This is a genomic window from Flavobacterium frigoris PS1 (assembly GCF_000252125.1).
GTDB classification, from domain to species: Bacteria; Bacteroidota; Bacteroidia; order Flavobacteriales; family Flavobacteriaceae; genus Flavobacterium; species Flavobacterium frigoris_A.
The window spans coordinates 198,348-225,282 of the sequence record NZ_AHKF01000020.1 but is presented as its reverse complement, the minus strand read 5'-3'; the positions used below and the strand labels follow the sequence as shown (position 1 = coordinate 225,282).

The 26,935-nt window shown below is 34.0% G+C and carries 18 protein-coding genes and 3 tRNA genes; 11 read left to right on the top strand and 10 right to left on the bottom strand.

Annotated elements, in window-relative coordinates; all coding sequences use genetic code 11:
- Positions 1–7: 7 nt before the first annotated feature.
- From HJ01_RS13495 to HJ01_RS13480, 4 genes are all read right to left on the bottom strand, one after another.
- Positions 8–859 carry a hypothetical protein gene (locus HJ01_RS13495; RefSeq protein ID WP_007139018.1) on the bottom strand — a complete coding sequence of 284 codons (852 nt, stop codon included), beginning with the start codon at positions 857–859 and terminating at the stop codon, positions 8–10.
- Positions 860–990: 131 nt separating this feature from the next.
- Entirely contained in the window at positions 991–1,995 is a 1,005-nt protein-coding gene (gene gap / locus HJ01_RS13490) for a type I glyceraldehyde-3-phosphate dehydrogenase (RefSeq protein ID WP_007139017.1), read from the bottom strand.
- 71 nt (positions 1,996–2,066) lie between these two features.
- Entirely contained in the window at positions 2,067–3,053 is a 987-nt protein-coding gene (pfkA, locus tag HJ01_RS13485) for a 6-phosphofructokinase (protein ID WP_007139016.1), read from the bottom strand.
- Positions 3,054–3,517: 464 nt separating this feature from the next.
- Positions 3,518–7,951, bottom strand: a complete 4,434-nt coding sequence (locus HJ01_RS13480; protein ID WP_007139015.1) for a translocation/assembly module TamB domain-containing protein — start codon at positions 7,949–7,951, stop codon at positions 3,518–3,520.
- A gap of 203 nt (positions 7,952–8,154) precedes the next feature.
- Between HJ01_RS13480 and tsaD the strand changes: the two genes are divergently transcribed.
- The 7 genes from tsaD (at position 8,155) to HJ01_RS13440 (ending at position 15,124) form a co-directional block, all read left to right on the top strand.
- Positions 8,155–9,177 (top strand): tRNA (adenosine(37)-N6)-threonylcarbamoyltransferase complex transferase subunit TsaD, encoded by a 1,023-nt coding sequence (gene tsaD, locus HJ01_RS13475; RefSeq protein WP_007139014.1) that lies wholly within the window; start codon positions 8,155–8,157, stop codon positions 9,175–9,177.
- Between the two features lie 3 nt (positions 9,178–9,180).
- Positions 9,181–9,888: a 16S rRNA (uracil(1498)-N(3))-methyltransferase gene (locus HJ01_RS13470; protein ID WP_007139013.1), complete on the top strand. Its 708-nt coding sequence runs from the start codon at positions 9,181–9,183 to the stop codon at positions 9,886–9,888.
- Positions 9,889–9,907: 19 nt separating this feature from the next.
- Positions 9,908–10,546: a DUF4159 domain-containing protein gene (locus tag HJ01_RS13465; protein ID WP_007139012.1), complete on the top strand. Its 639-nt coding sequence runs from the start codon at positions 9,908–9,910 to the stop codon at positions 10,544–10,546.
- A gap of 455 nt (positions 10,547–11,001) precedes the next feature.
- Positions 11,002–11,952, top strand: a complete 951-nt coding sequence (locus HJ01_RS13455) for a zinc metalloprotease (protein ID WP_007139010.1) — start codon at positions 11,002–11,004, stop codon at positions 11,950–11,952.
- 327 nt (positions 11,953–12,279) lie between these two features.
- Positions 12,280–13,371, top strand: coding sequence for an AI-2E family transporter (locus HJ01_RS13450; protein ID WP_007139009.1), 1,092 nt, complete (start codon positions 12,280–12,282; stop codon positions 13,369–13,371).
- A gap of 2 nt (positions 13,372–13,373) precedes the next feature.
- Positions 13,374–14,555 (top strand): THUMP-like domain-containing protein, encoded by a 1,182-nt coding sequence (locus HJ01_RS13445; protein WP_007139008.1) that lies wholly within the window; start codon positions 13,374–13,376, stop codon positions 14,553–14,555.
- A gap of 2 nt (positions 14,556–14,557) precedes the next feature.
- Positions 14,558–15,124, top strand: coding sequence for a hypothetical protein (locus tag HJ01_RS13440; protein WP_040473965.1), 567 nt, complete (start codon positions 14,558–14,560; stop codon positions 15,122–15,124).
- Here the strand turns inward: HJ01_RS13440 and HJ01_RS13435 are convergent, their stop codons facing one another.
- The 4 genes from HJ01_RS13435 to HJ01_RS13420 form a co-directional block, all read right to left on the bottom strand.
- Entirely contained in the window at positions 15,125–15,784 is a 660-nt protein-coding gene (locus HJ01_RS13435; protein WP_007139006.1) for a M15 family metallopeptidase, read from the bottom strand.
- Between the two features lie 94 nt (positions 15,785–15,878).
- Positions 15,879–15,952: transfer RNA gene (locus tag HJ01_RS13430), tRNA-Arg, on the bottom strand.
- Positions 15,953–15,991: 39 nt separating this feature from the next.
- Positions 15,992–16,066, bottom strand: a tRNA-Pro gene (locus HJ01_RS13425).
- Between the two features lie 88 nt (positions 16,067–16,154).
- Positions 16,155–16,238, bottom strand: a tRNA-Ser gene (locus HJ01_RS13420).
- 241 nt (positions 16,239–16,479) lie between these two features.
- Between HJ01_RS13420 and HJ01_RS13415 the strand changes: the two genes are divergently transcribed.
- Together HJ01_RS13415 and HJ01_RS13410 are read left to right on the top strand one after the other, a co-directional pair.
- A complete protein-coding gene (locus HJ01_RS13415; RefSeq protein WP_007139005.1) occupies positions 16,480–17,658 on the top strand; it encodes an acetyl-CoA C-acyltransferase in 1,179 nt (392 codons plus the stop codon).
- Between the two features lie 64 nt (positions 17,659–17,722).
- Positions 17,723–18,484, top strand: a complete 762-nt coding sequence (locus tag HJ01_RS13410; RefSeq protein WP_007139004.1) for a C40 family peptidase — start codon at positions 17,723–17,725, stop codon at positions 18,482–18,484.
- 55 nt (positions 18,485–18,539) lie between these two features.
- Here the strand turns inward: HJ01_RS13410 and HJ01_RS13405 are convergent, their stop codons facing one another.
- On the bottom strand, positions 18,540–19,811 hold the full coding sequence (locus HJ01_RS13405; RefSeq protein WP_007139003.1) for a tetratricopeptide repeat protein: 1,272 nt from the start codon (positions 19,809–19,811) through the stop codon (positions 18,540–18,542).
- A 53-nt stretch (positions 19,812–19,864) separates the two neighbouring features.
- On the bottom strand, positions 19,865–22,513 hold the full coding sequence (gene gyrA, locus HJ01_RS13400; protein WP_007139002.1) for a DNA gyrase subunit A: 2,649 nt from the start codon (positions 22,511–22,513) through the stop codon (positions 19,865–19,867).
- Positions 22,514–22,773: 260 nt separating this feature from the next.
- On the opposite strand from gyrA, the gene HJ01_RS13395 reads away from it, so the two are divergent.
- Positions 22,774–25,323, top strand: a complete 2,550-nt coding sequence (locus HJ01_RS13395) for an ATP-dependent Clp protease ATP-binding subunit (RefSeq protein WP_007139000.1) — start codon at positions 22,774–22,776, stop codon at positions 25,321–25,323.
- 141 nt (positions 25,324–25,464) lie between these two features.
- On the top strand, positions 25,465–26,835 hold the full coding sequence (rimK, locus tag HJ01_RS13390; RefSeq protein WP_007138999.1) for a 30S ribosomal protein S6--L-glutamate ligase: 1,371 nt from the start codon (positions 25,465–25,467) through the stop codon (positions 26,833–26,835).
- Positions 26,836–26,935 lie beyond the last annotated feature (100 nt).

Genomic DNA, 26,935 nt, shown 5'->3' with positions numbered 1-26,935 from the left:
TAAAGCTTTATTTATTTGCTATGTGATAAGCAATTAGTCCGTCAATAGGTCTTCTAAGAACGTTCCCTAATTTTAATTCATACTTATCAAAAGTTTGTTGAAGCTCATCTTTCAAATAGAAAGCTATGGAACCTACAAAATGAACAGGCACTTCTTTACAATTATCAAATTGTTTTATATAGTTTTTGACAAAAGACTTCATTCCCTTGAAAATGATCTTTTTGCAAAATTCTGTGTCTTTATGCTGGATTAAAAACTTGGCAAAAGTGGCCAAATAAGCATTTGGATTTGACTCCTTATATAATTTACTTTTAATAAAATCAGGATCTAAATTGTATTCTTTTTCAAAAGCTTCAGCTAGATCCTTCGGCATTTTATTGAAGTAATACTTTCTAATTAATTCTTTTCCAAAAACATTACCACTACAGTCATCCATTATAATATAACCCAATGATTGCACTTTTTGATGTAAATCTTTTCCGTCAAAATAACTGCAGTTTGATCCTGTCCCTAAGATGCTGACAATTGCTTTTTGTCCCTTAGGAGTAGTGGCATATACTGCTGCATAAGTATCTTCTTCAACCGAAATAATAGCGTTTGGAAAATAATTTTTAAAAGTTTGAGATAGGTTTAGCTTCATTCTATCTGTACCACAACCTGCGCCATAGAAAAATAAATGAGTAGCATTCTTTTTATTTTGTAAAATATCAAAACGATCGTTCAATCGTTCCACAATGTCATCACTTTCAAGTATTTCAGGATTTAATCCTAAAGTTTGTGTCGTAAACAACACTTTGCCATTATCATCTATCGCTATCCAATCGGCTTTCGTAGAACCACTATCAACTATTAATCTCATCTTTTTGGTTTTTGGTTTTGGATTTCTATTTTCAATCTAAGATCGATATGGTTAAATCCGATACAATATAAAAATAAAAAAATAAAGTCCCGTCAAAAAATATTTTGACGGGACTAAATAACTAAATAATATTATTTTAATGCAGAAATATGTACTGCTAAATCAATCAATTTACTTGAGTAACCATATTCATTATCATACCAAGATATGATTTTAAAGAAAGTAGAATTCAATCCAATTCCAGCGTTAGCATCAACAATTGATGTTCTTGAATCAGAAACAAAATCTTGAGAAACAACTAAATCTTCAGTGTATCCTAAAATCCCTTTCATTGTAGTTTCAGAAGCTTTTTTCAATACAGCCATTATTTCTTCGTAAGAAGTTTCCTTAGCTACTTTTACAGTTAAATCTACTGTAGAAACATCTGTTGTAGGAACACGGAAAGCCATACCAGTTAATTTTCCATTCAATTCAGGAATAACCTTTCCTACTGCTTTAGCTGCACCTGTAGAAGATGGGATGATATTAACAGAAGCAGCACGACCACCTCTCCAGTCTTTTCTAGAAGGACCATCAGTAGTCATTTGCGTAGAAGTCGTGGCGTGAACAGTTGTCATTAAAGCTTCAACAATTCCAAAATTATCGTTTATAACTTTAGCTAGTGGAGCTAAACAGTTAGTTGTACAAGATGCGTTAGATACAATTAAATCAGATGCTTTTGCAGAATCGTGATTTACTCCCATTACAAACATTGGTGCATCAGCTGAAGGAGCAGAAATAATAACTTTCTTAGCACCACCTTTGATGTGCTCGTTAGCAGTTTCAATTGTAGTAAAGAAACCAGTACATTCAGCAACTACATCAACATCAACTTCATTCCATTTCAAGTCAGCAGGATTTCTTTCAGCAGTAATACGGATATTTTTTCCGTTTACGAAAAGCTGACCTTCTTTTACTTCAACAGTACCATTAAAACGTCCGTGAACTGAATCGTATTTCAATAAGTAAGCTAAATGATCAACGTCTAATAAATCATTGATTGCTACTACCTCTACATTGTCTCTGTTAAAAGACTCTCTAAAAACAATTCTTCCTATTCTACCAAATCCGTTTATTCCTAATTTTACTTTTGACATTTTTTTTTAATTTATGTTATTGTTTAACTTATTTAAAGTCTAATTTCCTCACAATAAACTTCATTTTATTTTTATGTTGACATGATGTCAGAAACCCTTAATAATTCTCTATCAATCTCTGATTTTCCTTTTATAGCTTGCTCTAAAGGTGTCAGGTTCACTTTGTCATTTTGCAAACCTACCATATAGTTTGACTTTCCTTCTAACAAAGACTCTACTGCTTTAACACCTAATCTACTTGCTAAAACTCTATCAAAACAAGAAGGTGACCCACCGCGCTGCATATGTCCTAAAACAGAAACTCTTACATCATATTCCGGTAAATTTGCCTCTACGTAATCTTTTAATTCAAATACATTTTTACCAATCTTATCTCCTTCAGCAATTACCACGATGCTTGAAGATTTTCCAGATGCTTTACTTTTTTGTAATGAATCTAACAACCTATCTAACCCTAGGTCTTCTTCCGGAATAAGTATCTCTTCAGCACCTGCACCAATACCAGCATTTAAGGCAATATGACCTGCATCTCTTCCCATTACTTCGACAAAGAATAATCGGTTATGAGAACTTGCAGTATCTCTAATTTTATCGATGACTTCTACAACTGTATTTAAGGCAGTATCATATCCTAAAGTATGACTCGTTCCAAATATATCATTGTCAATTGTTCCGGGTATCCCCATTACTGGAAAATCAAATTCCGCATTAAATATCAAACCTCCAGTAAATGTTCCATCTCCTCCAATTACCACTAAGGCGTCTATTCCAGCTTTTACAAGATGTGCATGTGCTTTCTGTCTTCCTTCTGGAGTTCTAAATTCAATTGAACGAGCCGATTTTAAAACAGTCCCTCCCTTATTGACAATATTATTTACACTTCGAGGTCCCATTTCTTTGAAGTCACCTTCAATCATTCCTTGATATCCTCTATAAATTCCTATGCATTCTATATTATGGTAAGCACAAGTTCGAACAACCGATCTAATTGCAGCATTCATTCCAGGAGAATCTCCTCCTGAAGTAAGAACCCCTACTTTTTTTATTGTTTTTGGCATTATTTAAGTATTAAAGTGTAAAATTAGCAAACATATTGCACTTTTAGCGTTATCTTTTTACTAAATTAGTTAAGCGTACTGAATTCAAACGTTTTCGTTAATAAGTTTTATTAAAAACAAAAAAACAACAGTTTTTTTTCACAAAAGTTAATTTTTTTAATTTTAATATGATAATTAACTAATATTAGATTAAAAAACCTGCTTTTTGGCTACAATTATTTAAAACTAGGAATTAGCGAATCAACGTTCCTTTTTTACGAGATTAAGAAAATGGTGTAAGTATTACCAATAATTTACAACCTTTATGTGTTTTGAATGACAAAATTACGATCAAACGCAAATTCCCGTTACACAACACTACTTTTGATTGCCTAACTTAATTGTTATAAGTTGCTACGTAGAATGCAGCAATTTCAAAAAATGTAGAATAGACTTACTATACTAATAAGCCTTGAAAAAAAAAATTAATCTTCCTCTGGAATTATTGCTTCCTGATTTTTCTTAGGACTCTCAGATTGAGGTACCTTAGGCTTCGAAAAGTTAATATATTCCGGAGCTAAATTGGAATCTTGAAATTGTTCTACAGAAGTTTTTTCGATACCTAATTTTTGATTTTTGAATATTTTATTAACCAATTCTCTGAAAGTATCAAAGTCGACCTCGTACGAAACACCAATTCCTTGCGTATATCCAATTCCTTGACCTATATAATTAATATCATTTTCCCTATTAAACAGACGCAAGTTTAATGTTCCGTCTTCATTTACCCTGTATTGAATTTCTAAATCTCCTACAATAGCAGACTCATTTATACCTCCAAACGGAACCCCTACTTTTCCATTAATGGTTATTCTTTCATTAATTTTTGACGAAATGGTAGCCACAACTCGACCATCAGTTTCTCTTCCTATTCTTTTATCTGCAGAAATATAATTAAGACCCACCTTAAATTTTTCATTATCTGATTGAATTATCCCTCCCAATAAACTGGATGCTGTTTCAAACAAGCTCCCTGAAAAATCAGACTGACTCACTCCTTCTGAACTTAAAAAACCTCCTGAGGATAATAAATACAGTGCTTGTGTTTGTCGCACATCCTTATCATTAAGTTTATACTGAATCTCTGATTTTAAAACATTACTAACCGTAGGAAACTCAATATTAAAATCAGGCTCGGGACTGGCTAAATCACCATGGATTCCAATGACTACTTCCACTGGAACTTTTCTATTAAACGATGAGTTTTCCAATAATACGGCTGGATTTGCAATCGTTTTATAAACTGCTTCCAAGTTCAACTGCGCTTTCATTGGGTTCCCTTCCCAAATGATAGAGCCCCCTTTTTTTACATCAAATTTCTTATCTATAAGTCCTCCATATTTGAAGTTATAACTTCCTTCATAAGCTTGGAAATCCCCCCACATATTGAATTTTCCTAATGTATTAATCTTAAAAAGCAACGAACCAAAACCCTTCCCTTTCATTCCATGCCCAGAATTTCTGTCTAAAATCACTTCAATCTCCGCATCTGGAGTTATATCTAAGTCGAACTCTAATTCAAGCCCTTTATAGCGTCGGCTATCCTCAACGATTCCCATTTTAATATTATACTTTTCCTTTTCAGTCAAAAAATGAACAAATGCATTCTCACTAACACTTTCAGCTGAATTAATCGGGATTTTAAGCTCAGTCCCTTTTTCAGACTTTGCTTCAACCTTAATAAATAAACCGTTCGTAGGGCCCTTAATCGTTGCGCTACCATCGATAAATGCAGTTCCGTAATAGGCAGCATCTTCACTATCTTTTGTATCGAGCACTAGCAATCTTTTAGAATCAATCGCTAAATCTAATTTCCAATCTCCAAAATTATTATGTTCAACAGTTCCATTCAGCATGCCTTTTGTACCAAATTTCGAATCGGTCAGCGTATTATTTCTAAACAAAAAACGTTGCTCTGCAAGATCAATAACTGATCTTGGATTTAATTCATAATCCACATTAAGATACGGAATAGTCAAACCCGCATTATCCAGATAAAGACGCCCATTAATATCCGGTTTATCAACACTCCCTCTAATTGTGGCATTCCCCGTCACCAATCCCCTAATTTTAGAAATCACATCTCCTCCCAACGAACTTAATACGCCTAAATTAAATTTAGCCAATTTTAAATTCATATCGAGAACCGTTTCTTTATTTACAACTTTAAAATTACCATAGGCATTAAAAGATTCTACATTTTCATTTTCCAAGAAAGAGTTAATAGTAAATTTTTCTAGGTTTTGATCTCCTTCAATGTCAAATTTAAAAACTCCCAGATCAGTCTCATTAATATTTAAATGATCTATCACTAATGACGCAGTCGGTTTATAAACTTCATTATTTTGTTTAAAATTCACATCTCCATTTATATTCCCAGTAAACACGAATTTACTGCTTGCTGGCGTAATTTTAAACAAATCAACATCCTTAAAACTTAACTGTAAATCCTTATTTATTTTGTCTTTAATGGTCCCCTTAAGAGATATTACCTGGTCTTCATGAGACAATATAATATCATCAATATTGAAGTTTTTAAAAGACTTATCAAAAACAATCTGATTGTTTGGCGTTTCATTTTCATTCAAAAACCAGAGATAATCTTTAAACTTCATCTCAGATTTATTGATACCTACCACATTTTCATTGTTCTTGTTTATCGTATGGTAAAGATTCAAATTAAAATAATCCTCTCCTTGCGTTCCTCCTTTAAACTCAGACCTAAAGAACAAAGTATCTTTCATGGTTACATTTATCAAACTAAAATCACGAATTTTATAGTACTTAGTCTTAATGCTGTCCAATTCTAAATATGCATTGTATAACGGGTTTTTATTGTCAATGGATACGCGGATATTATCGAACGTATTTTCAGAAGCGATAATCTGTGGAGAATTAAAATTGACTTTAAACTCTTGAATATCTGATTTTATATTCCCTTTTACGACAGTATTAGACCCAATTGAAATTTCAGGATAGAATATTTCAATGATTTTGTTATAAATGGTAAAGTTGAACTTCAAAAACTGTCCTTTATTTACCTTGTCAGGTTTGAAATTGGTATACAAGCTTCCCAAAGAATTCTTTACTAAATTACCCAATTGGTCAAATTGAAACTTACCCACAATTTCCCCTTGCACAATATCCGGAGAATTCACTGTAATCGTACGTACCCGGTCTTGATCAAAACTAGAATTTATATTAAAGTCATCAAAACTGTACGTGTCCTTTTCATTCTGATATGATGTTTCTTTTATATAAACGTTTCCTTCTAGATTTTCAATTGTATTGCCGCTAACTTGAACAATGACATCTCCTTTAAAAACTGAAATAGAATCTTTTACCAATTTCAACTTGTGTAAATCAGCATTTTCCACATCGATATGAAAATCATATTTATTGTCTTTATTACTTAAATCTAGTAATCCGTCAAAATTCATACTAAGATTTGGATCCATTACAGAAATTTGTCCCTTGTAATTAGGGGCCTTAAAATTCCCGTTTAAAACTATATTGTTATAGGTATAATCCTTGAAATCTATTTTACTAATATCTCCTTTTATCGCAGTATTAAGATACTTTTCAGTAAACCCTATACCATCGACATCAATATTCATCGTTACTTTACCAAGGTCTTTTCGCTCCAATAAAGCTCCTATATCAAAATCTTCCAAAACAATTTTACCAATATAAGATGCTTTATCAATAAAATCAATTCGATTGATTTCTAATTGAGACTGCACTTTCCCCAGTTCAGAAAGCATAGAAAACTCAGCATCAAGACTAGTGGCACTTAACTGCGAATTACCAATCAAAGTAAAATTGCCTAATTTACTTACCTCTTTAGGCAATTTTTTACCTAAAATATTTGGAAGCAAATACACCAGTTTTTCATAACTACTTGAAATTTTATCAAAATTCCCGTCCATAAAAAACCTTTGTTCTTTATTTCCAAAAAGGTTTTTAAAATTTATATCTCCTACTATTTGAGTCTTATTTGAATCAACAAGTCTTATTTTTGTAAGCTTTAAATTATTTAAGGTCCCTTTAATACTTGCATTAAGTGTAAAATGTTGGTTTTTACCCAATTCATTATAAAAATACCTAATGTCATTGGTCGCTAATTTAGAAGAGTTAATCTTAACATCAAATTTGACCTTATCAGTAAAGTTTAAAAAATCCTCAATCTTGTAATTTAAAAAGACATCTCCCTTAAGTAGTGACTCCTTGGTTGATAAAACAAGGTCTTCAAGCTTTATACTTTTTTTTGTATAACTAAACTTAGAACTCAAATTAACAACATACAAACCACGGTGATCCTGAAAAGACATTCTATTGATAGTTGTTTTTACAGCCGGACCATATAGCAGAAAGTCACTTATGCTTGCGTTGAGCCTGGTAAAATCAAGATCTTTAGGATTTTCTTTGTTTTCATCGGTCAAGAGAAAGTGTCCATTGGAAATGTATGCTCTATTTGCTTTTAGCAAAAAATGTTTACCCGATGGTTTTCCAGTATTAAATGCATTGATGAAATGATCAATATTAGTCTCCTTTTCGTTCTTGTATGTTTTCAAATTAAACAACAAACCATCTAAACGAATATTCCCAAAAATTAAATCACCGTCTAATATTTTTTTTCCTTCTAATATATTTGTACTAACAATTTTAGAATAAATTAGCGTATCCTTATGATGATCCAAAATTAAGACATTCCTAAATTTTACACCTCCAAAAACAGAAACTCTAACACCCTCAATACCGATATGAGTACCATAATCTTTATTAATGCTATTGGTAAAATATACAGCAATTTTAGTCTGAATAAAAGGTAATGAAAGAGCAATACCTAATGCCAACAATAGCACGATAAGCCCAAGAATAAAACGAAAAAGTATTTTAATGAGTTTTTTGATACCTAGTATGTTGTTATAATTTTTTAATTATTCATTTTGCCCAAGGAAAGAGCGGCACCTTTAATAAAAATTCTTTAATTTTGGCTGCGCCGTAAAATTAAAAAAATAATATCGGCGCGTCAAATATAATTCAAAATTTGTGCCCTTTTATGCAAAATTCCGAGGTTTTTATTTTAGCAATCGAAAGTTCCTGTGATGATACAGCAGCAGCCGTTTTACATAACGATAAAGTACTGTCGAATGTTGTTGCAAATCAATTAATTCACACCCAATATGGAGGTGTTGTGCCTGAATTAGCTTCTCGCGCACACCAACAAAATATTGTTCCAGTAATTGACGCTGCACTTCGTAATGCCAATATTAAAAAAGAACAATTGTCAGCAATATCATTTACTCAGGGTCCTGGATTAATGGGATCCCTCCTAGTGGGAAGTTCCTTTGCTAAATCAATGGCTTCAGCCCTGCAAATTCCGCTTATTGCAGTCAATCATATGCATGCCCATATTTTAGCACATTTTATTGGTGAAGAAGGATATGAAAAACCGAGTTTCCCTTTTTTGGCCTTGACTATAAGTGGCGGACATACGCAAATTGTCAAAGTGAACGACTATTTTGACTTGACCATTATTGGAGAAACAACAGATGATGCTGTAGGTGAAGCTTTTGATAAAAGTGCAAAAATACTGGGACTACCCTACCCTGGCGGCCCTCTTGTGGACAAGTATGCACAATTAGGGAATCCAAAAGCCTTTGCGTTTACAAAACCGAAAGTACCTGGGTTGAATTTCAGTTTTTCAGGACTTAAAACGGCGATCTTGTATTTTGTTCAGAAGAAAAAACTGGAGAATCCGAATTTTATTGAGGAAAATCTAAATGACATCTGCGCTTCAATACAATATACTATCGTTGAAATTCTAATGGATAAATTAAAATTAGCCGTTAAAGAAACTGGCATAAAGCAAATCGCTATTGGCGGAGGTGTTTCTGCCAATTCTGGCATTAGAAAAACCATTAAAGAAGCGGAACAAAAATACGGCTGGAAGACCTTTATTCCAAAATTTGAATATACCACCGATAATGCTGCAATGATTGGAATTGTAGGTTATCAAAAATTTTTATCTCAAAAATTCGAAACTTCAGCAGTTGTTTCAAAAGCACGAATTCAATTCTAAATTATGCAATTATTTTACAATACAAATATTGACGAAACGACTGAAACCTTTTCTTTTGACAAAGAGGAAAGTAAACACATCATAAAAGTTTTACGAAAAAAAGACAGTGATATATTATTTGTAACCAATGGATCAGGCTATTTATTTGAAACTGAAATCACATTGGCTTCCGATAGTAAATGTACCGTTAGGGTTATTTCCTTCGAAAAAAAACCAACTCCAAAATTTCATTTGCATCTTGCAGTTGCTCCAACAAAAATGAACGATCGTTACGAATGGTTTCTTGAGAAAGCAACCGAGATTGGTATCAGTGAAATCACACCTATCATTTGCGACCGTTCTGAACGGAAAGTAATCAAGAATGACCGCTTTGATAAAATTATTTTGACTGCCATGAAGCAATCTAATGATCTATATCTTCCAAAATTGAACGAAGCCATTACTTTTAAAGAATTTTTGAAACGTAAAAATGAAGGTTTACAATTAATTGCACATTGCGAAGAAACAGATAAGAAAACATTGAAATCAGTTTTAAAACCAAATGAAAATGTCACTCTGCTTATAGGTCCAGAAGGTGACTTTTCAGAGAAAGAAATCGCATTAGCATTGGAAAATAAATATATTCCAGTATCACTAGGAAATACCAGACTGAGAACAGAAACCGCAGCAATTGTAGCCTGTCACAGCGTCGTTTTCTTTAATGAAGACTAACCTTATTTGAAAAGGAATTATGAAAAGAATATATTCAGTTTTACTGTTAATCTCTATCGCTTCATTTTCTCAAGAAATCGCATTGGTGAAATATGGTGGTGGTGGGGATTGGTATGCTAACCCCACATCGCTTCCCAATTTGATCAAATATTGCAATGCCAACATAAATACTCGAATAAACAGCAAACCCGCTACGGTTGAACCAGGAAGTCCAAATCTTTTTTCCTATCCTTTCCTTCATATGACAGGCCATGGAAATGTTGTTTTCAGTGATTCAGAGATAACCAATCTGAACAAATATTTGCTTTCAGGTGGCTTCTTACACATCGATGACAATTACGGAATGGACCAATACATTAGAAAAGAAATTAAGAAAATATTCCCCAATAATGACTTGATCGAAATACCAGCTAATCATTCGATCTTTCAAAAACCATTTATATTTACTAACGGATTACCAAAAACACATGAACACGATGGAAAACGTCCACAAGCTTTTGGGATTTTTTCAGACAATAGGCTTGTATTACTTTATACATTCCAAAGTGATCTAGGTGACGGCTGGGAAGACTCAGAAGTCCATAATGACCCATCTGCTGTTCGTGAAAAAGCACTAAAAATGGGCGCCAACATTATCAATTATATTTTTAATAATTAAAGAATATTGTTTAGTATTTACAGGCGGCCACACAACTTCACTCTTGACCTTTCGCAAAATTTTATTCGCTTTAATTGAAAAGCAAATGATAGACTCCCAAAAGCATGATTTTCTGCCTAAACGAAATTGGTAATCTGAAATAATAGCTTTTTTTTTTGTGGAATCTTTAAAAAAATTAAAATCAGCACTTTTTAAAAAACAACAATATCGGTTAAAGTGTATTATATAATCGGCAAAATGCATTATTTTGCTATAATTATTTTTAAATGTAAGTTATAACTTATAAATAAAATAATTTGTTTTTTATAGTACCACTGCAAGAGCCCGCCAAATAAGAGTTTCCATTTTCTTGTTAAAATATTACTAAAAAATATTTTTTTATTAATCATTATTGTTATAAAATTGCGTCATTATTAACCAAAACTAATTTTTAATAACAAATACCTAGAACTATTATGAAAAAATTACTATTATCCGCGATGGCATTAATGATGTTGTTTTCTTGTCAAAATGACCAGACGGACTCTACAGATTTATTAGCTTCTGCAGTAACGAAACGTGGTTGTGCTTCTCAAGATGTGTTAGATGCCCAATTAAAAGCTGACCCTACTTTAGCTTTGAGAATGAACCAAATTGAAGCCTTTACTCAAAAATCGATGTTAACCAATCGTTTAGTGAATGGCAAAATAGTCATTCCTGTAGTAGTGAATGTACTATATAGAACTGCGGCGGAGAATATTTCAGATGCCCAAATTCAATCTCAGATAGATGTTTTAAATCAAGATTATAATGCTACAAATCCTGACTTTAACAGTGTTCCTTCTGAGTTTGCTGGAGTAGCTGCTAATGTTGGAATCACTTTTGAATTGGTACAAATCATTAGAAAATCAACAACCAAAACCTCTTGGGGAACAAGAGATGTAATGAAAAACGCCAAAAGAGGCGGAATTGATCCTACATCACCAACAACAACACTTAACATGTGGGCTTGTACAATTGGCGGTGGAATCTTAGGATATGCACAATTTCCTGGTGGATCTAGCGCTACTGATGGAGTTGTAATCGATTCTAATTATTTTGGAGTATCAGGCGCGGCAAGCTACCCTTACAATTTAGGAAGAACTGGAAGTCATGAAGTAGGACATTGGATGAACTTAAGACATATTTGGGGTGATGCTTCTTGTGGAAACGATTTAGTTTCTGACACTCCGGTTCACAAAACTTCAAACTTTGGAGTTCCAACATATCCGTATGCAAGCACTTGTTTACCGGCTCATAATGAAATGACAATGAACTATATGGATTATACTGACGATAGGGGTATGTACATGTTTACAAATGGTCAAAAATCAAGAATGTCAGCTTTATTTGTTTCTGGTGCTGCTAGATCAGGTTTTGGTATCTAATTTTAAACACGATAAGATTAATCAACTCGCTACTTCTGTAGCGAGTTTTTTTATGCCCAGTTTTTTCTTGAGATAGCTCCTTCACATCAGCACCATTTGCGACATGGTTTATCTCGTATCAACCTGTTTTCCCAATGAACTAAATAAAGTTTATGCCCACGCCTTTTTTAAAACTCTCAACATAAGTCCGGAATCAAATCCGGACATACTATTTCTTTGGTTACATGAGAATTGGTTACACTCAATAAGAGCCTTGAACAATAGAACCAAAAATTCACTACATATTAGCTAGTTTTTTTATCTTTATGCACAAATATAAATGACACCATGATTACATCAAAAACTATTTCAAATGGCATTCTTCGCGCCTTACTTACAGTCGTACTGTGTAGTTTAATTTTATACTTTTTCTATCAGATCCAGTCTGTACTGATTTACTTAGCCATTTCTCTTATTCTAACGTTGATTGGACTTCCTATTTTACACTTTTTCAAAAAGCGCTTAAAATTTAATCATCTTTTTGCGACTATTGCCACGGTAGTTATTTTCGTCCTTATTATCATGGGGTTCATCATGATGTTTATCCCGTTGATTTTATCCCAAGGTCAAAATTTATCGCTTCTCAATACAGCAGAAATCGAAAAAAATATAGTGCAATTAATGAATCAATTGACATTATTTCTGGAGAGCTATCATATTGATTCCTCCGAAATATTAAAAGAAGCTAATATTACTTCAAAAATAAACTTCAACGTAGTCCCTAATTTTTTAAATACGATTGTGGCGACAATAAGTAATTTTGGAATAGGCTTAGGCGCTGTGTTATTTATTACATTTTTCTTCTTAAAAGACCGCGTTGTATTCATGAAGGGGGCCCGTAAATTGATTCCAGATATTCATGAGGATAAGATCTTGAATTCTTTAGATAAAATTAATAACTTATTATCCCGCTATTTTATCGGATTGCTACTGCAGTTGTTTATTGTATTTATTTTATATTTAATTGTTTTAGCGGTTTTTGGTGTTCCAAATTTCTTAATCATTGCCTTTTTATGTGGGGTGCTGAATATCATTCCATACATTGGCCCGTTAATAGCTTCAGTTTTAGCAGCCATTTTAACTATGATGAGTAATTTGGGAAGTGATTTCCAATCTGAAATTTTACCAACCACTATCTACGTTTTAATTGGATTCTGGATTGTCCAAATTATTGACAACAATTTGTCACAACCTATAATTTTTTCCAAAAGTGTTAGTTCTCATCCCTTGGAAATCTTCCTGGTTATTTTAATCGCCGGTTATCTTTTTGGTATTTTGGGTATGATCGTCGCCGTTCCTTTTTATACTATTATAAAAGTAGTGGGCAAAGAATTCTTCCCTGAGAACGCGGTAATTCGCTTGTTAACTAAAAACTTATAATCTTGGATTTAACAATTCTAAATCCCGAAATTCAAGAGTTTATTAATGATAATATTGATAAACGGATTTCAACTTTGGCACTTCAAAAGAACCCTTTTCCAGATATGGAATGGATTGCTATATTGAACCAAATTGAAGCTAAAGCAAAAGCGAAGGATAAGTTACCGTTTTGGTTTTCTACAAAAAAAATAATTTACCCCAGTAAAATTTCGATAGAGCAAACCTCTTCAGAAAAAACTGCTTTGCATAAAGCTTCTATAGTCTCAGGAGAGTCGCTAATCGATTTAACGGGTGGTTTTGGTGTAGATGACTATTATTTTTCCCGAAAAGTAAAAACTGTCGTCCATTGCGAAATCAATTGTGAGCTTTCAAATGTAGTCAAGCACAATTTCGAACAATTAGACGCTAAGAATATTATATGCTACCCTGGAGATAGCACATCAACTTTAGCAACATTAAACCAAAAATGGGATTGGATTTATATTGACCCTTCCAGACGGAATGATGCCAAAGGAAAAGTATTCTTGCTTAAGGATTGTTTGCCTAATGTTCCCGAAAACCTAGATTACTATTTCAAAAACACGAATGCTATACTAATAAAAACAGCACCTCTTCTCGATATTTCTGCAGGATTATTAGAGCTCAAACATGTAAAAACGATTCATATAATAGCTTTGGATAATGAAGTAAAAGAACTTTTATGGGAAATACACTCAAACTATAGTGGCGAAGTACATATTAAAACGATTAACATCCTAAAAGAAAAAACAGAGTCTTTTGACTTTATCTTGAATGACCAAGCTAATAGTCCAACTTACGGTTTACCTCAAAAATATCTGTATGAGCCCAATAGTGCCGTAATGAAATCAGGAGGTTTTGATGAAGTAGGGCTATCTTACAACTTAGATAAGCTGCATAAACATTCTCATTTATATACATCAACCAAGCTAATTTCATTCTCGGGCAGGGTCTTTGAAATTCAAAATTGTATTCCCTACAATAAAGTCGAAATGAAAGCTTTTTTACTGAATAAAAAGGCAAACATTACAACCCGTAATTTCCCGGACACGGTTGAAAATATTAGAAAAAAATGGAAAATAAAAGAAGGGGGAAGTATTTATTGTTTCTTTACAACTGATATAAATAACAATAAAATTGTTTTAATTTGCACCAAAACAAAATAAAAATGAAACACCTAATTGCCATTACCTTAATCTTCTTAAGCTTTAATGCCTTTGCACAAAAACCATGTGACTATAGCGAAAATATTTCTGATTCTTTAGGGGACTATAAATCAACCAAGGCATATATGATTTACGAGAAAAATTTTGCTGGTAACACCAACTATATCTTTTTTTCACTAGCTTTAACTGATGGTCTACCAACCTTAAATGTTCAATTAATACAAAAAAGTAAAGGTTTTTTGAAAGCAAATTGTTTTGACAAAAATTCTAAATTGTTTTTACAGTTAATCAATGGAAAAATCATCACATTAATCCATGTTGAAGAAGAAAATTGTGGCTCCATTATTCGAGACGATAAAAACTTTGACAATCGAATAACTACAGCTCGTTTTATGTTTATGAAAGGAAGTATAGAAGAATTAAAAAATTCAGCTATATCGTTAATGAGAATTAAATATTTGACAGAAATAGAAGATTATGTAATTACTAAAGAGTTCAAATCAGAGCTAGATAGTCTCGTATATGAACCAGAAACCTACTTCATAAATAATTTACAATGTATTGAGTAATTAATTACAATCCCATTTCAAGTTCGATACTTTGTCATTCAGCCCTGTTTTTAAATTATAGTGCCACCACTCCGAATCAAAGGAGTTAAAACCCGCTACCGTCATAACACGCTTCAGTAATCCCCTATTTTCTTTTATTATAGAAGATAGATTAGTATAATTATGACTTGCTTCAATGCCAAAATGATCAAAGGAAGTACCCATATCGACTTCCTTTCCTTTAGAGTCAACCAAAGTAATATCTACTGCTCCTCCTCTATTGTGTATGGAGCCTTTTGCCGGGTCAGCTACATATTGTGGGTCTGAGACAATTTTCCACATCTTTTTTTGGATATCTAGTGGTCGGTAGCAATCAAAAAGTTTAATTCGATATCCTTTTTTAATAAACTCTTTATTCGCTTCAACCAAAGCAGAAACTGTTTTTAAACGTAAGTAACATTCCGCACAATCATACACCTTAGAGTTTAGAAAGTTATCCGCAGTTGCATATTTCATATCGTAAACGAAATCGCCGCTATAGTCCTTTAAATTCACAAATATGGTGTCATTCATAGCCACTTCATCTTTGGTTCCATTTTGAAAAACAGGAACTTGTGCTTTACAGGAGATAAGCAATAAAAAGAACCCCACAAACAAACAAAATCTAAAAGAAGAATTCATAAATATTTTTTTTAGATAAAAATAGGATAATTGATTCGATTATACAGATTATTAAAAACAAAAAAACCGATACTAGTAAAAGTATCGGTTTTTGTGAAGGCAGAAGGATTCGAACCTTCGACCGCCTGCTTAGAAGGCAGGTGCTCTATCCAGCTGAGCTATGCCTCCATTTTTCTTTTAAAACTTAAATGGAAAAAGTTTTTATTGTCGGGGTGGCAGGATTCGAACCTGCGGCCTCCTGCTCCCAAAGCAGGCGCGATAACCGAGCTACGCTACACCCCGAAAATTCAACATTTATTTTAAAATTTTTATATATTACTCATTTTTGTGAGAATTCAAAATTTTTATTCTGAATCATAAAAAAATTAAGCGGAGGGACAGGGACTCGAACCCTGGCACCGATTGCTCGGTGACAGTTTAGCAAACTGCTCCATTACCACTCTGGCACCCCTCCAAGCTCAGAGAAACGTGTCTCGTTTTGCGGTTGCAAATTTAGGACTTCTTTGCGTTACTCACAACTATTTTCAGGCTTTTTTTCAATGTTTTTTTACATTTTCACAAAAACACTTCACAGTCAAACATATAGCACAAAATAAAAATTGAATTTATTTTCTAAAAAATATAAACCCGTAATCAAAATCAAAATTTGTCTAAAAAAGATTAAATTTGCTAGATAAACCAACATTATATAAGTTATGAGCAAAAGAGTTGTTATCGTTTCTGCCGTTAGGACACCTATCGGAAGTTTTATGGGGGGATTATCTACCGTTTCTGCAACCAAATTAGGTGCAGCAGCCATAAAAGGAGCATTAGATAAAATAAATCTAGATCCAAATTTAGTCGATGAAGTTTTCATGGGCAATGTGATTCAGGCTGGTGTAGGACAAGCTCCTGCTCGTCAAGCGGCAATTTATGCCGGCTTACCTGATAGCGTAGCCAGTACCACTATAAATAAAGTATGTGCATCAGGAATGAAATCCGTAATGATGGCAGCACAAGCAATACAATGTGGGGACGCAGAAATTGTTGTTGCCGGAGGAATGGAAAATATGAGTTTAGCTCCGCATTACATGCATTTGCGTAGCGGAACTAAATTTGGCCCTGCCACTATGGTTGACGGACTACAGAAAGACGGTTTAACTGATGCTTATGACAACAACGCAATGGGAGTTTGCGCTGATCTGTGTGCATCTGAATACAACTTCAGCAGAGAAGACCAAGATAAATACGCAATTCAATCATACAACCGCTCTTCACAAGCTTGGGAAGCAGGAAAATTCGACAACGAAATAGTTCCTGTAGCTGTTCCACAAAGAAAAGGAGATCCTATTATGATATCCAAAGACGAAGAGTACACCAACGTTAAAATTGACCGTATCCCTACATTAAACGCTGTATTTACGAAAGAGGGTACAGTTACAGCTGCCAATGCATCTACAATAAATGACGGAGCTGCCGCATTGATTCTAATGACCGAAGAAAAAGCCCTTTCACTAGGACTAAAACCTTTGGCTTTCATAAAGAGTTATGCCGATGCTGCTCAAGAACCAAAATGGTTCACTACAAGCCCTTCAAAAGCGCTTCCTAAAGCTTTAGACAAAGTAGGACTAAGTACAACTGATGTTGATTTCTTTGAATTCAATGAAGCTTTCGCAGTAGTTGGATTAGCTAATTCAAAAATTCTAGGTTTAGATAATGACAAAGTTAACGTAAATGGTGGAGCAGTGTCATTAGGACACCCTCTGGGCTGTTCTGGAGCACGTATTATCGTTACGCTATTAAATGTTTTAGAACAAAATAATGGTAAAATTGGAGCAGCCGCTATCTGTAATGGTGGTGGTGGTGCTTCGGCAATTGTTATTGAAAGATTTTAAAACAATTTTAATTTATGCGCTATAAACTTATAGCGCATAAATTTTAACTAATAAATAAACCTAAATGTTCGGAATTTGTAATCTGGCTATAATCCCTCTTCGGTTTGAACCAAATGATAAAAGTGAAATTGTTTCCCAAGTCTTATTTGGAGAACATTTTAAAATTTTAGAGCAATTGAATCAATGGTCTCGCATCAAAATGGAATTTGATGGCTACGAAGGCTGGGTAGATTCAAAACAATATCAAATCATTTCTGAATCAAGTTACGCTCTTCTTTCGGATGATGCTATCATTTTAAATGCAGATTTAATAGAATACATTACTGGCGAATCTAATTTGTTAATACCTATTCCACTAGGGTCTTCATTATCATTTATCAATCATCCAGAAATAAACAAGAGTAATTTTGATTTTGAAGGAACCAAAGTTCAAGGAATCAAAGACAAAAAAAATCTGATCAACACAGCCTTTCTATACTTAAACGCACCTTATCTTTGGGGTGGAAAAACACCTTTTGGAATCGATTGTTCCGGTTTTACCCAAATGGTATACAAACTCAACGGCTATAAATTATTGAGGGATGCCTCGCAACAATCAGCACAAGGGGAAGCATTGAGTTTTATAGAAGAAAGCGAACCTGGAGATTTAGCCTTTTTTGATAATGAAGAAGGCAATATCATACATGTAGGCATAATCATGGAGAATAATTATATTATCCATGCTAGCGGAAAGATTAGGATAGACCGACTAGATCATCTTGGAATATACAATCCAGAGATCAATAAGCACACGCATAAACTAAGAGTCATCAAAAAAATAATATAAAAAAAAAACCTATCTGAAATCAGATAGGTTTTTTTGCTTTCGAAGACAAAATGTTTTATTTCATTTTAGCTTCTAGTGCTTTTTTCTCAGCAGTCATTTCTAACGCACTGTAAACTCCTAGTAACGTTTTTGAAACATCCTCATTTTTAGGATCTACTTCTAATGCTTTTACAAGGTAAGGTATCACTGATTTAAAGATACCTTGTCTTTGCACTTTCAAAGCAGCATAACGCTTCATATCTTTATCAGAAGTCCCTAATTTATTCATTTCTGCAATGATCGCGTTTTCGCTTTCCAATTTTAAGGCCGCCATGTTTATATAGGCATTAAGATACTTTGGATCAATTTCCATTGCTCTAGCATAGTATTTCTCAGCTTCAGCAGTCTTTTTAGCATTAGCGCTAAGAACTCCTAAATTAAAAACTAAATCTGCGTCATTTGGATTTTTAGCCAGAACTTCGTTGACTAATTTTTTATAAGTTTCAAAATCCTTAGTTTCCAAATACAGGTTTGCTTCCGTCAAAATTAATGATGTATCATCAGGATTTGCTGCTCTCGCTTCTGCAATCGCTTTTTTAGCCTCTTCTGTTTTACCGTTTTCAACCAAAATTAATGCCATGTTTTTGTATATCTCCCCTCTTTTTGAAGGAATAACTTCCGTTGTCGGTTTTTCATGGGTTCCCATTTTCACCATTCTATCTCTCTCCTGAACCGTCTTAAAAAGATCTTCTTCACCAGTCAGTTTATTTGCCGCTAAGTAATTCGTTGCTTTTCCAGAATAGTTCAATCTTTTCAACTCATCATACATTTTTAATGCTGTATCATATTCTTTTGCATTTACATAAGTAGATGCTGCATAATACAGGTTTAAAGTATCTTTCGTGTCTAACAAATAAGCTTCATATAATTTATTTGCACTCTCAGAATGCTTGTCGACTTTAGAGTCGGCGATTGCATCATTTATTAATTTGTACTTAATCTTTGTAATAGACATAGCTGCTTCACTAGAATATTTTGATTTTCCTGATGCTTTTTCAGCAGCTATTAAATCACTGTATGCAGTTGCCGCTAAAGACAAATTTTTATCTGCCTCTATACTTTTATCCGCTAGATCTAAATACACATTCCCTTTCAAAAAGAAAAACTGAGCTTTCTCAGAATCTGATGCATTAGGAATTAAAGACTCAGCTCCTTGTAAAATAGTTGCTGCTTCTTTAGACTCTCCTTTTTTAAAGGCTTTTTCTGCAGCTTTTATTTCATCTTTTTGAGCAAAGGTAGCAACAGAGATCAATAAGGCTGATGCTAGGATTACATATTTACTTTTCATAGTATTCTTGTTTTTTGTTTAAAAATTTTTCTTGGTTTATAATAATTGTTTTGTTATTCTTCGTCATCTTCTGAATCATCCTCTTCGACATCTTCATCCTCAGCTTCCTCATCGTCAGAATCGTCTTCTTCTTCAACACCTTCTTCATCTTCTAGAACCTCAAGCACCGGTTTTACTCTCTCGATAGCTTCTGATTCAATAATGTTCCCGTCTTCATCAACAACAGTTTCTTCAACATCATCTTTCATTACCTTAGTAACAGCAGCAATCGAATCTTTACCTTTTAGGTTAATCAATTTGACACCTTGAGTAGCACGTCCCATTACACGCAAATCTTCAACTGCCATTCTTATAGTTAAACCTGATTTATTGATAATCATTAAATCATCAGCATCAGTTACAGCATTTATCGAAATTAGACTTCCTGTTTTCTCTGTGATATTCAAAGTCTTAACTCCTTTTCCACCACGGTTTGTAATTCTGTATACATCTTCCCCGTCTTCGTCAACTAATTTGGTACGTTTTCCGTATCCATTTTCAGTAACAACTAAAACTTGCGAGTCATTTATATTATTTTTGTCTACAGTAACCATGCCAATCACCTCGTCACTATCATCCTTTAGTGTAATTCCACGAACTCCAGAGGCAGTTCTTCCCATTGGACGTGTCTTGGTTTCTTCAAAACGAACTAACTTCCCAGACTTAACTGCAAGTATAATTTGGCTTTCCCCATTGGTTAATTTTGCTTCCAATAACTCATCACCATCCTTAATTGTAATAGCGGCAACACCGTTTACTCTAGGTTTAGAATATTTCTCCAAAGATGTTTTCTTAACCTGACCTTTTTTAGTTACCATAATCAAATTATGGCTCTTAATATAATCTTGGTCTTTTAAATCTTGAGTACAAATAAATGCTTTCACTTTATCATCACTCTCAATGTTTATAAGATTCTGAATCGCTCTACCTTTAGCTGTCTTACTTCCTTCTGGTATTTCATAAACACGCATCCAGAAACATTTCCCTTTTTGAGTAAAGAACATCATATACTGGTGATTTGTTGCCACAAACATGTGCTCCAAGAAATCTTGATCTCTTGTTCCTGCACTTTTTTGGCCAACTCCGCCTCTATTTTGAGTTTTATATTCTGTTAAGTTCGTTCTTTTGATGTATCCAGCGTGCGAAATCGTAATCACTACATTTTCATCTGCAATTAAATCTTCGATACTAACATCACCACCAGAATACTCAATAACTGAACGACGCTCGTCTCCGTATTTATCCCGTATTTCAATAAGCTCTTCTTTAATCAAAGCAATTCTTAAGTTAACATCAGCAAGTAAAGCTCTCAAATGCTCGATTAACTTCATTATTTCATCGTATTCCGTTCTTAACTTATCTTGTTCAAGACCTGTTAACTGACGTAAACGCATTTCTACAATCGCACGAGATTGAATATCCGATAATTTGAATCTTTCAATTAATTTTTCCCTTGCTTCTTCCGTACTTTTCGAGGCTTTAATCAAGGCTATTACCTCATCAATATTATCTGAAGCAATAATCAAACCTTCTAAAATATGCGCCCTTGCTTCCGCTTTTCTCAATTCAAATTGCGTTCTACGAGTCACCACATCATGACGATGCTCAACAAAATAGTGAATCAGGTCTTTCAAATTCAACATTTGAGGACGACCTTTTACAATTGCAATATTATTTACACTGAATGAAGATTGTAGCTGCGTGTACTTATATAAGGTATTCAAAACCACATTAGGTGTAGCGTCACGCTTCAAGATATAAACAATACGCATACCGTTTCTATCTGATTCATCACGTATGTTTGCTATCCCTTCAATTTTCTTATCATTAACCAAATCCGCAGTACGCTTGATCATATCTGCCTTATTGACTTGGTATGGAATTTCAGTAACAATGATTGACTCACGACCATCCACTTCTTCAAAACCAACTTTGGCGCGCATTACTACTCTACCTCTACCTGTTTTAAAAGCTTCACGAACGCCTTCATAACCATATATTATACCACCAGTAGGAAAATCTGGTGCTTTTATATAATTTATTAATTCATCAATTTCGATATCATTATTATCCATGTACGCCAAGGTACCGTCAATTACCTCAGTTAAATTGTGAGGCGGCATATTGGTCGCCATACCCACAGCAATTCCTGTTGCCCCATTAATTAATAAGGTAGGAACACGAGTTGGCATAACCGTCGGCTCTTGCAACGTATCATCAAAATTTAATTTGAAATCAACAGTTTCCTTATCTATATCCGCCAAAATTTCTTCTGAAATCTTGCGCATTCTAGCCTCAGTATAACGCATCGCAGCAGGACTATCTCCATCTACAGACCCAAAATTACCTTGACCGTCAATTAGTAAATAACGTAAACTCCACTCCTGTGCCATTCGAACCATGGCGTCATAAACGGATGTATCTCCGTGTGGGTGATACTTTCCTAGAACTTCCCCGACAATTCTTGCTGACTTTTTGTGGGCAGATCGTGAGTTAACTCCTAAATCATGCATCCCAAAAAGTACTCTTCGATGTACTGGTTTCAAGCCATCTCTAACATCTGGAAGTGCTCTTGATACAATAACCGACATCGAATAATCGATGTAAGCTGTTTTCATTTCATCTTCTATGTTAATAGGAATTAACTTTTCTCCTTCAGACATAAGTTGTTATATTAAAAAATTATATTAGTTTCAAAACGTGCCAATATACGCTTTTTTGAAATTTTTAAAAGTCTTTTAACATACTTATTTTAATGATTTATCAACAAAACCCGATTGACATTTTTTTGATAAATAAAATGTTTTTTTCGATTCCATTTCATCATTTTTTCGTCAATTAGCTGACATGATATCTTAAGGAACGATTTTTGTTTTTCAAATGGTAATTCACTAAATTTACACATACAATCAATACATATATTATGGATGATAATTTTTCACCAAGAGTAAAAGACGTTATTACTTACAGCAAAGAAGAAGCTTTGCGACTAGGTCATGACTTCATTGGAACAGAACACTTGATGCTAGGTATCCTTCGAGATGGAAGTGGCAAAGCGATACAAATATTAAATAACCTGTCTATTGACTTAGACCATTTACGCAGAAAGGTAGAAATACTAAGCCCTGCAAACCCTACTATAGAGAGTAATATAGAAAAGAAAAACCTTCATTTGACTCGTCAAGCGGAGCGCGCATTGAAAACAACCTTTTTAGAAGCTAAAGTATTTCAAAGCTCATCCGTAAGCACAGCTCACCTATTATTATGTATTCTTAGAAACGAGAACGATCCTACAACCAAGCTACTGAATAAATTAAAAATTGATTACGATGTAGCTAAAGAACAATATATAAATATGACACCAAGCGAAGAAGAATTCTTAGAGAATTTACCAAAAGCAACTGACTCATACAACGATGATTCAGGACAAGATGACAGTATGAAGGAAGGGAATTTTAATAATCCCGCCAATAAATCAAATAAAAAATCTAAAACACCCGTTTTGGACAACTTCGGAAGAGATTTAACCGAAATGGCTGAAGAAGGAAAATTAGATCCTGTCGTAGGACGAGAAAAAGAAATTGAGCGTGTATGCCAGATTCTAAGCCGACGCAAAAAGAACAACCCGCTCCTTATCGGTGAGCCTGGTGTTGGAAAATCTGCTATTGCTGAAGGATTAGCGTTACGAATCATTCAAAAGAAAGTTTCAAGAATCCTATTCAACAAACGTGTTGTAACTTTAGATTTAGCAAGCCTTGTTGCCGGCACTAAATATAGAGGACAGTTTGAAGAGCGTATGAAAGCGGTAATGAACGAACTAGAGAAAAATGATGATATCATTCTTTTCATAGATGAAATTCACACTATTGTTGGTGCTGGTGGAGCTACCGGTTCCCTAGACGCATCAAACATGTTCAAACCAGCTTTAGCAAGAGGAGAAATCCAATGTATTGGAGCTACTACACTTGACGAATACAGACAGTACATAGAAAAAGATGGTGCATTAGAAAGACGTTTTCAAAAGATAATCGTAGAACCAACTTCTGTTGAAGAAACGATTACCATTTTGAATAACATTAAAAACAAATACGAAGACCATCATAATGTTACTTATTCACCAGAAGCAATTGAAGCCTGTGTAAAATTAACAAACAGGTATATGTCTGAACGATTTTTACCAGACAAAGCTATTGACGCTTTAGATGAGGCAGGTTCACGCGTACACATAACTAATATCGAAGTTCCAAAACAAATTTTAGATTTAGAACGTCAATTAGAAGATGTTCGTGAATTGAAAAATGTCGTGGTAAAAAAACAAAAGTATGAAGAGGCAGCTAAACTTCGAGATGATGAGAAACGCATCGAAAAAGAATTGGCTATAGCCCAAGAACAATGGGAAGAAGATGCTAAAAACAACCGAATTGAAGTTACAGAAGACAATGTCGCTGATGTTGTATCGATGATGACCGGAATTCCTGTAAATCGTATCGCACAAACGGAAAGTAACAAACTAGCTAAATTACCTCAGCTTATAGAAAGTAAGGTGGTCGGTCAAAATGAAGCTGTTCTGAAAATTGCCCGTTCTATTCAAAGAAATCGCGCTGGATTGAAAGATCCAAACAGACCTATTGGTTCATTCATATTCCTTGGTCAAACAGGAGTTGGAAAAACACAATTAGCTAAAGTGTTAGCCAAAGAATTATTTGACTCTGAAGATGCCTTAGTTCGTATTGACATGAGTGAATACATGGAAAAATTTGCCATTTCTCGCTTAGTTGGAGCGCCTCCGGGATACGTTGGATACGAAGAAGGAGGACAATTAACAGAGAAAGTTCGTAGAAAACCATATTGTGTGGTTTTATTAGATGAGATAGAGAAAGCACATCCAGATGTATTCAATATGTTATTGCAAGTTCTTGATGACGGATATTTAACAGATAGTTTAGGTCGCAAAATTGATTTCAAAAACACCATTATAATCATGACTTCAAATGTTGGAGCTCGACAGTTAAAAGATTTTGGTCAAGGAGTTGGTTTTGGTACTGCTGCAAAAGTAGCACAGGCCGATGATAATTCTAAGAGCATCATTGAAAATGCATTAAAGAAAACATTTGCTCCTGAATTTTTAAACAGAATTGATGACGTAATCGTGTTCAATGCTTTAGAAAAACATGATATTGATTTAATTATTGAAATTGAATTGAAAAAATTATATGCTAGAGTATCCGAACTAGGTTACAACTTAAGCCTTTCAGATAAAGCAAAAGCCTTTATTGCAGAAAAAGGTTTCGACAGACAATTTGGCGCTAGACCACTAAAAAGAGCCATTCAAAAATATGTTGAGGATACACTTGCTGAAGAGATTATCACTTCTAAAATCGCCTCTGGTGACGATATTTTCATGGATATTGAAGAAGGCGCCCAAGAATTGACAGTAACAGTCAAAAAAGCTGAAGAGCCTACAAAGCAATAGATTGTTAAATCAGTAATTACTAAAATAAACCCGTTACGTTTTTATAACATAGCGGGTTTATTCTTTATATTTATTTCCTATATTATTAAAAACAAATATTTACATTTGAACTTTATAATTACCGCTCAAACAATTTAAAATATGTCACAAAACAAAGTAATCCTAGGTAGCGAAGAATGGTGTTCATTTCCAGAACTGGGAATTCCTACAATAAAAGCGCGTGTCGATTCAGGTGCAAAAACATCTGCATTACATGCTATAAACATCGCTCCTTTCATCAAAAATGAAGCAAACTGGGTTAGATTTGACATCAATCCAATTCAGAATAACCTCAAAACCGTTATACACTGTGAGGCACCATTAATCGATAAACGAATCGTGAAAAGCTCCAGCGGATTTCGTGAACAGCGCTACGTTATTCAGACTATTTTAGAAATTGGGGATTCTAAATGGCCTATTGAAATGACATTGACCAATCGGGATTCTATGGGTTTTCGTATGCTTTTAGGAAGAGAAGCAATGAGCGGAAGAGTCCTTGTTGATCCAGAACAACAATATCTTTTAGGACAACCCACAACTGATAATCTCAAGGAATTATATAAGAATTCTGAAAAAGCCAGTACAGGTTTACGAATAGGCGTTTTAGCAAGCAACCCTGAGTTATATAGCAACAAAAGAATCATGGAAGCCGGCGAAATGCGCGGGCACGAAATGCATTTTTTAAACATCAAGGAGTGTTATATGAGACTTGATGCCGATACCCCAGAAATTCATTATCGCGGCGGGATAATTCTAAACCAATTTGATGCTATTATTCCAAGAATAAGACCAAGTATTACTTTTTACGGATGTGCTTTAACCAGACAGTTCGAAGCATTAAAAGTATTTTGCTTGAACTCTGCAAGCGCAATAACACAATCTCGTGACAAATTATACTCACTTCAATTACTATTAAATAGTGGAATAGGAATCCCTACTACAGGGTTTGCCAATTCGCCTTTGGATACTAATGATTTAATTAAAATGGTTGGTGGTTCCCCACTCATAGTAAAACTACTAGAAGGAACACAAGGAAAAGGTGTTGTTTTAGCTGAGACTAAAAAAGCTGCCGAAAGCGTTATCAATGCATTTAAAAGTGTTAATGCTAACATATTGGTACAAGAGTTCATCAAAGAAGCTAACGGAAAAGACATTCGTTGTTTCGTTATCGATGGAAAAGTGGTAGCCTCAATACAACGTGAGGCCATGCCTGGAGAATTTAGAGCTAACATTCACTTGGGCGGAACCGCATCTGTAATAAAAGCAACCATGGAAGAAAAACGGATCGCAATAAAAGCGGCAAAAGCTATGGATTTAAAAGTAGCAGGTGTAGATATTATACGTTCTTCAAAAGGACCTTTACTACTGGAAGTTAATTCTTCTCCAGGATTAGAAGGAATCGAAGGGGCGACAAATAAAGATATCGCAGGTGAAATGATTAAAGCTATTGAAAAGAACTTTAAAATAAAATAACGCGGATTCAATCAATACAGCTTTGTTGCTAAACTGATTAAAAAAACAAAACTATCCAATTTCTAAAATTTGGATGGTTTTTTTATTTGATTTTTGTTCT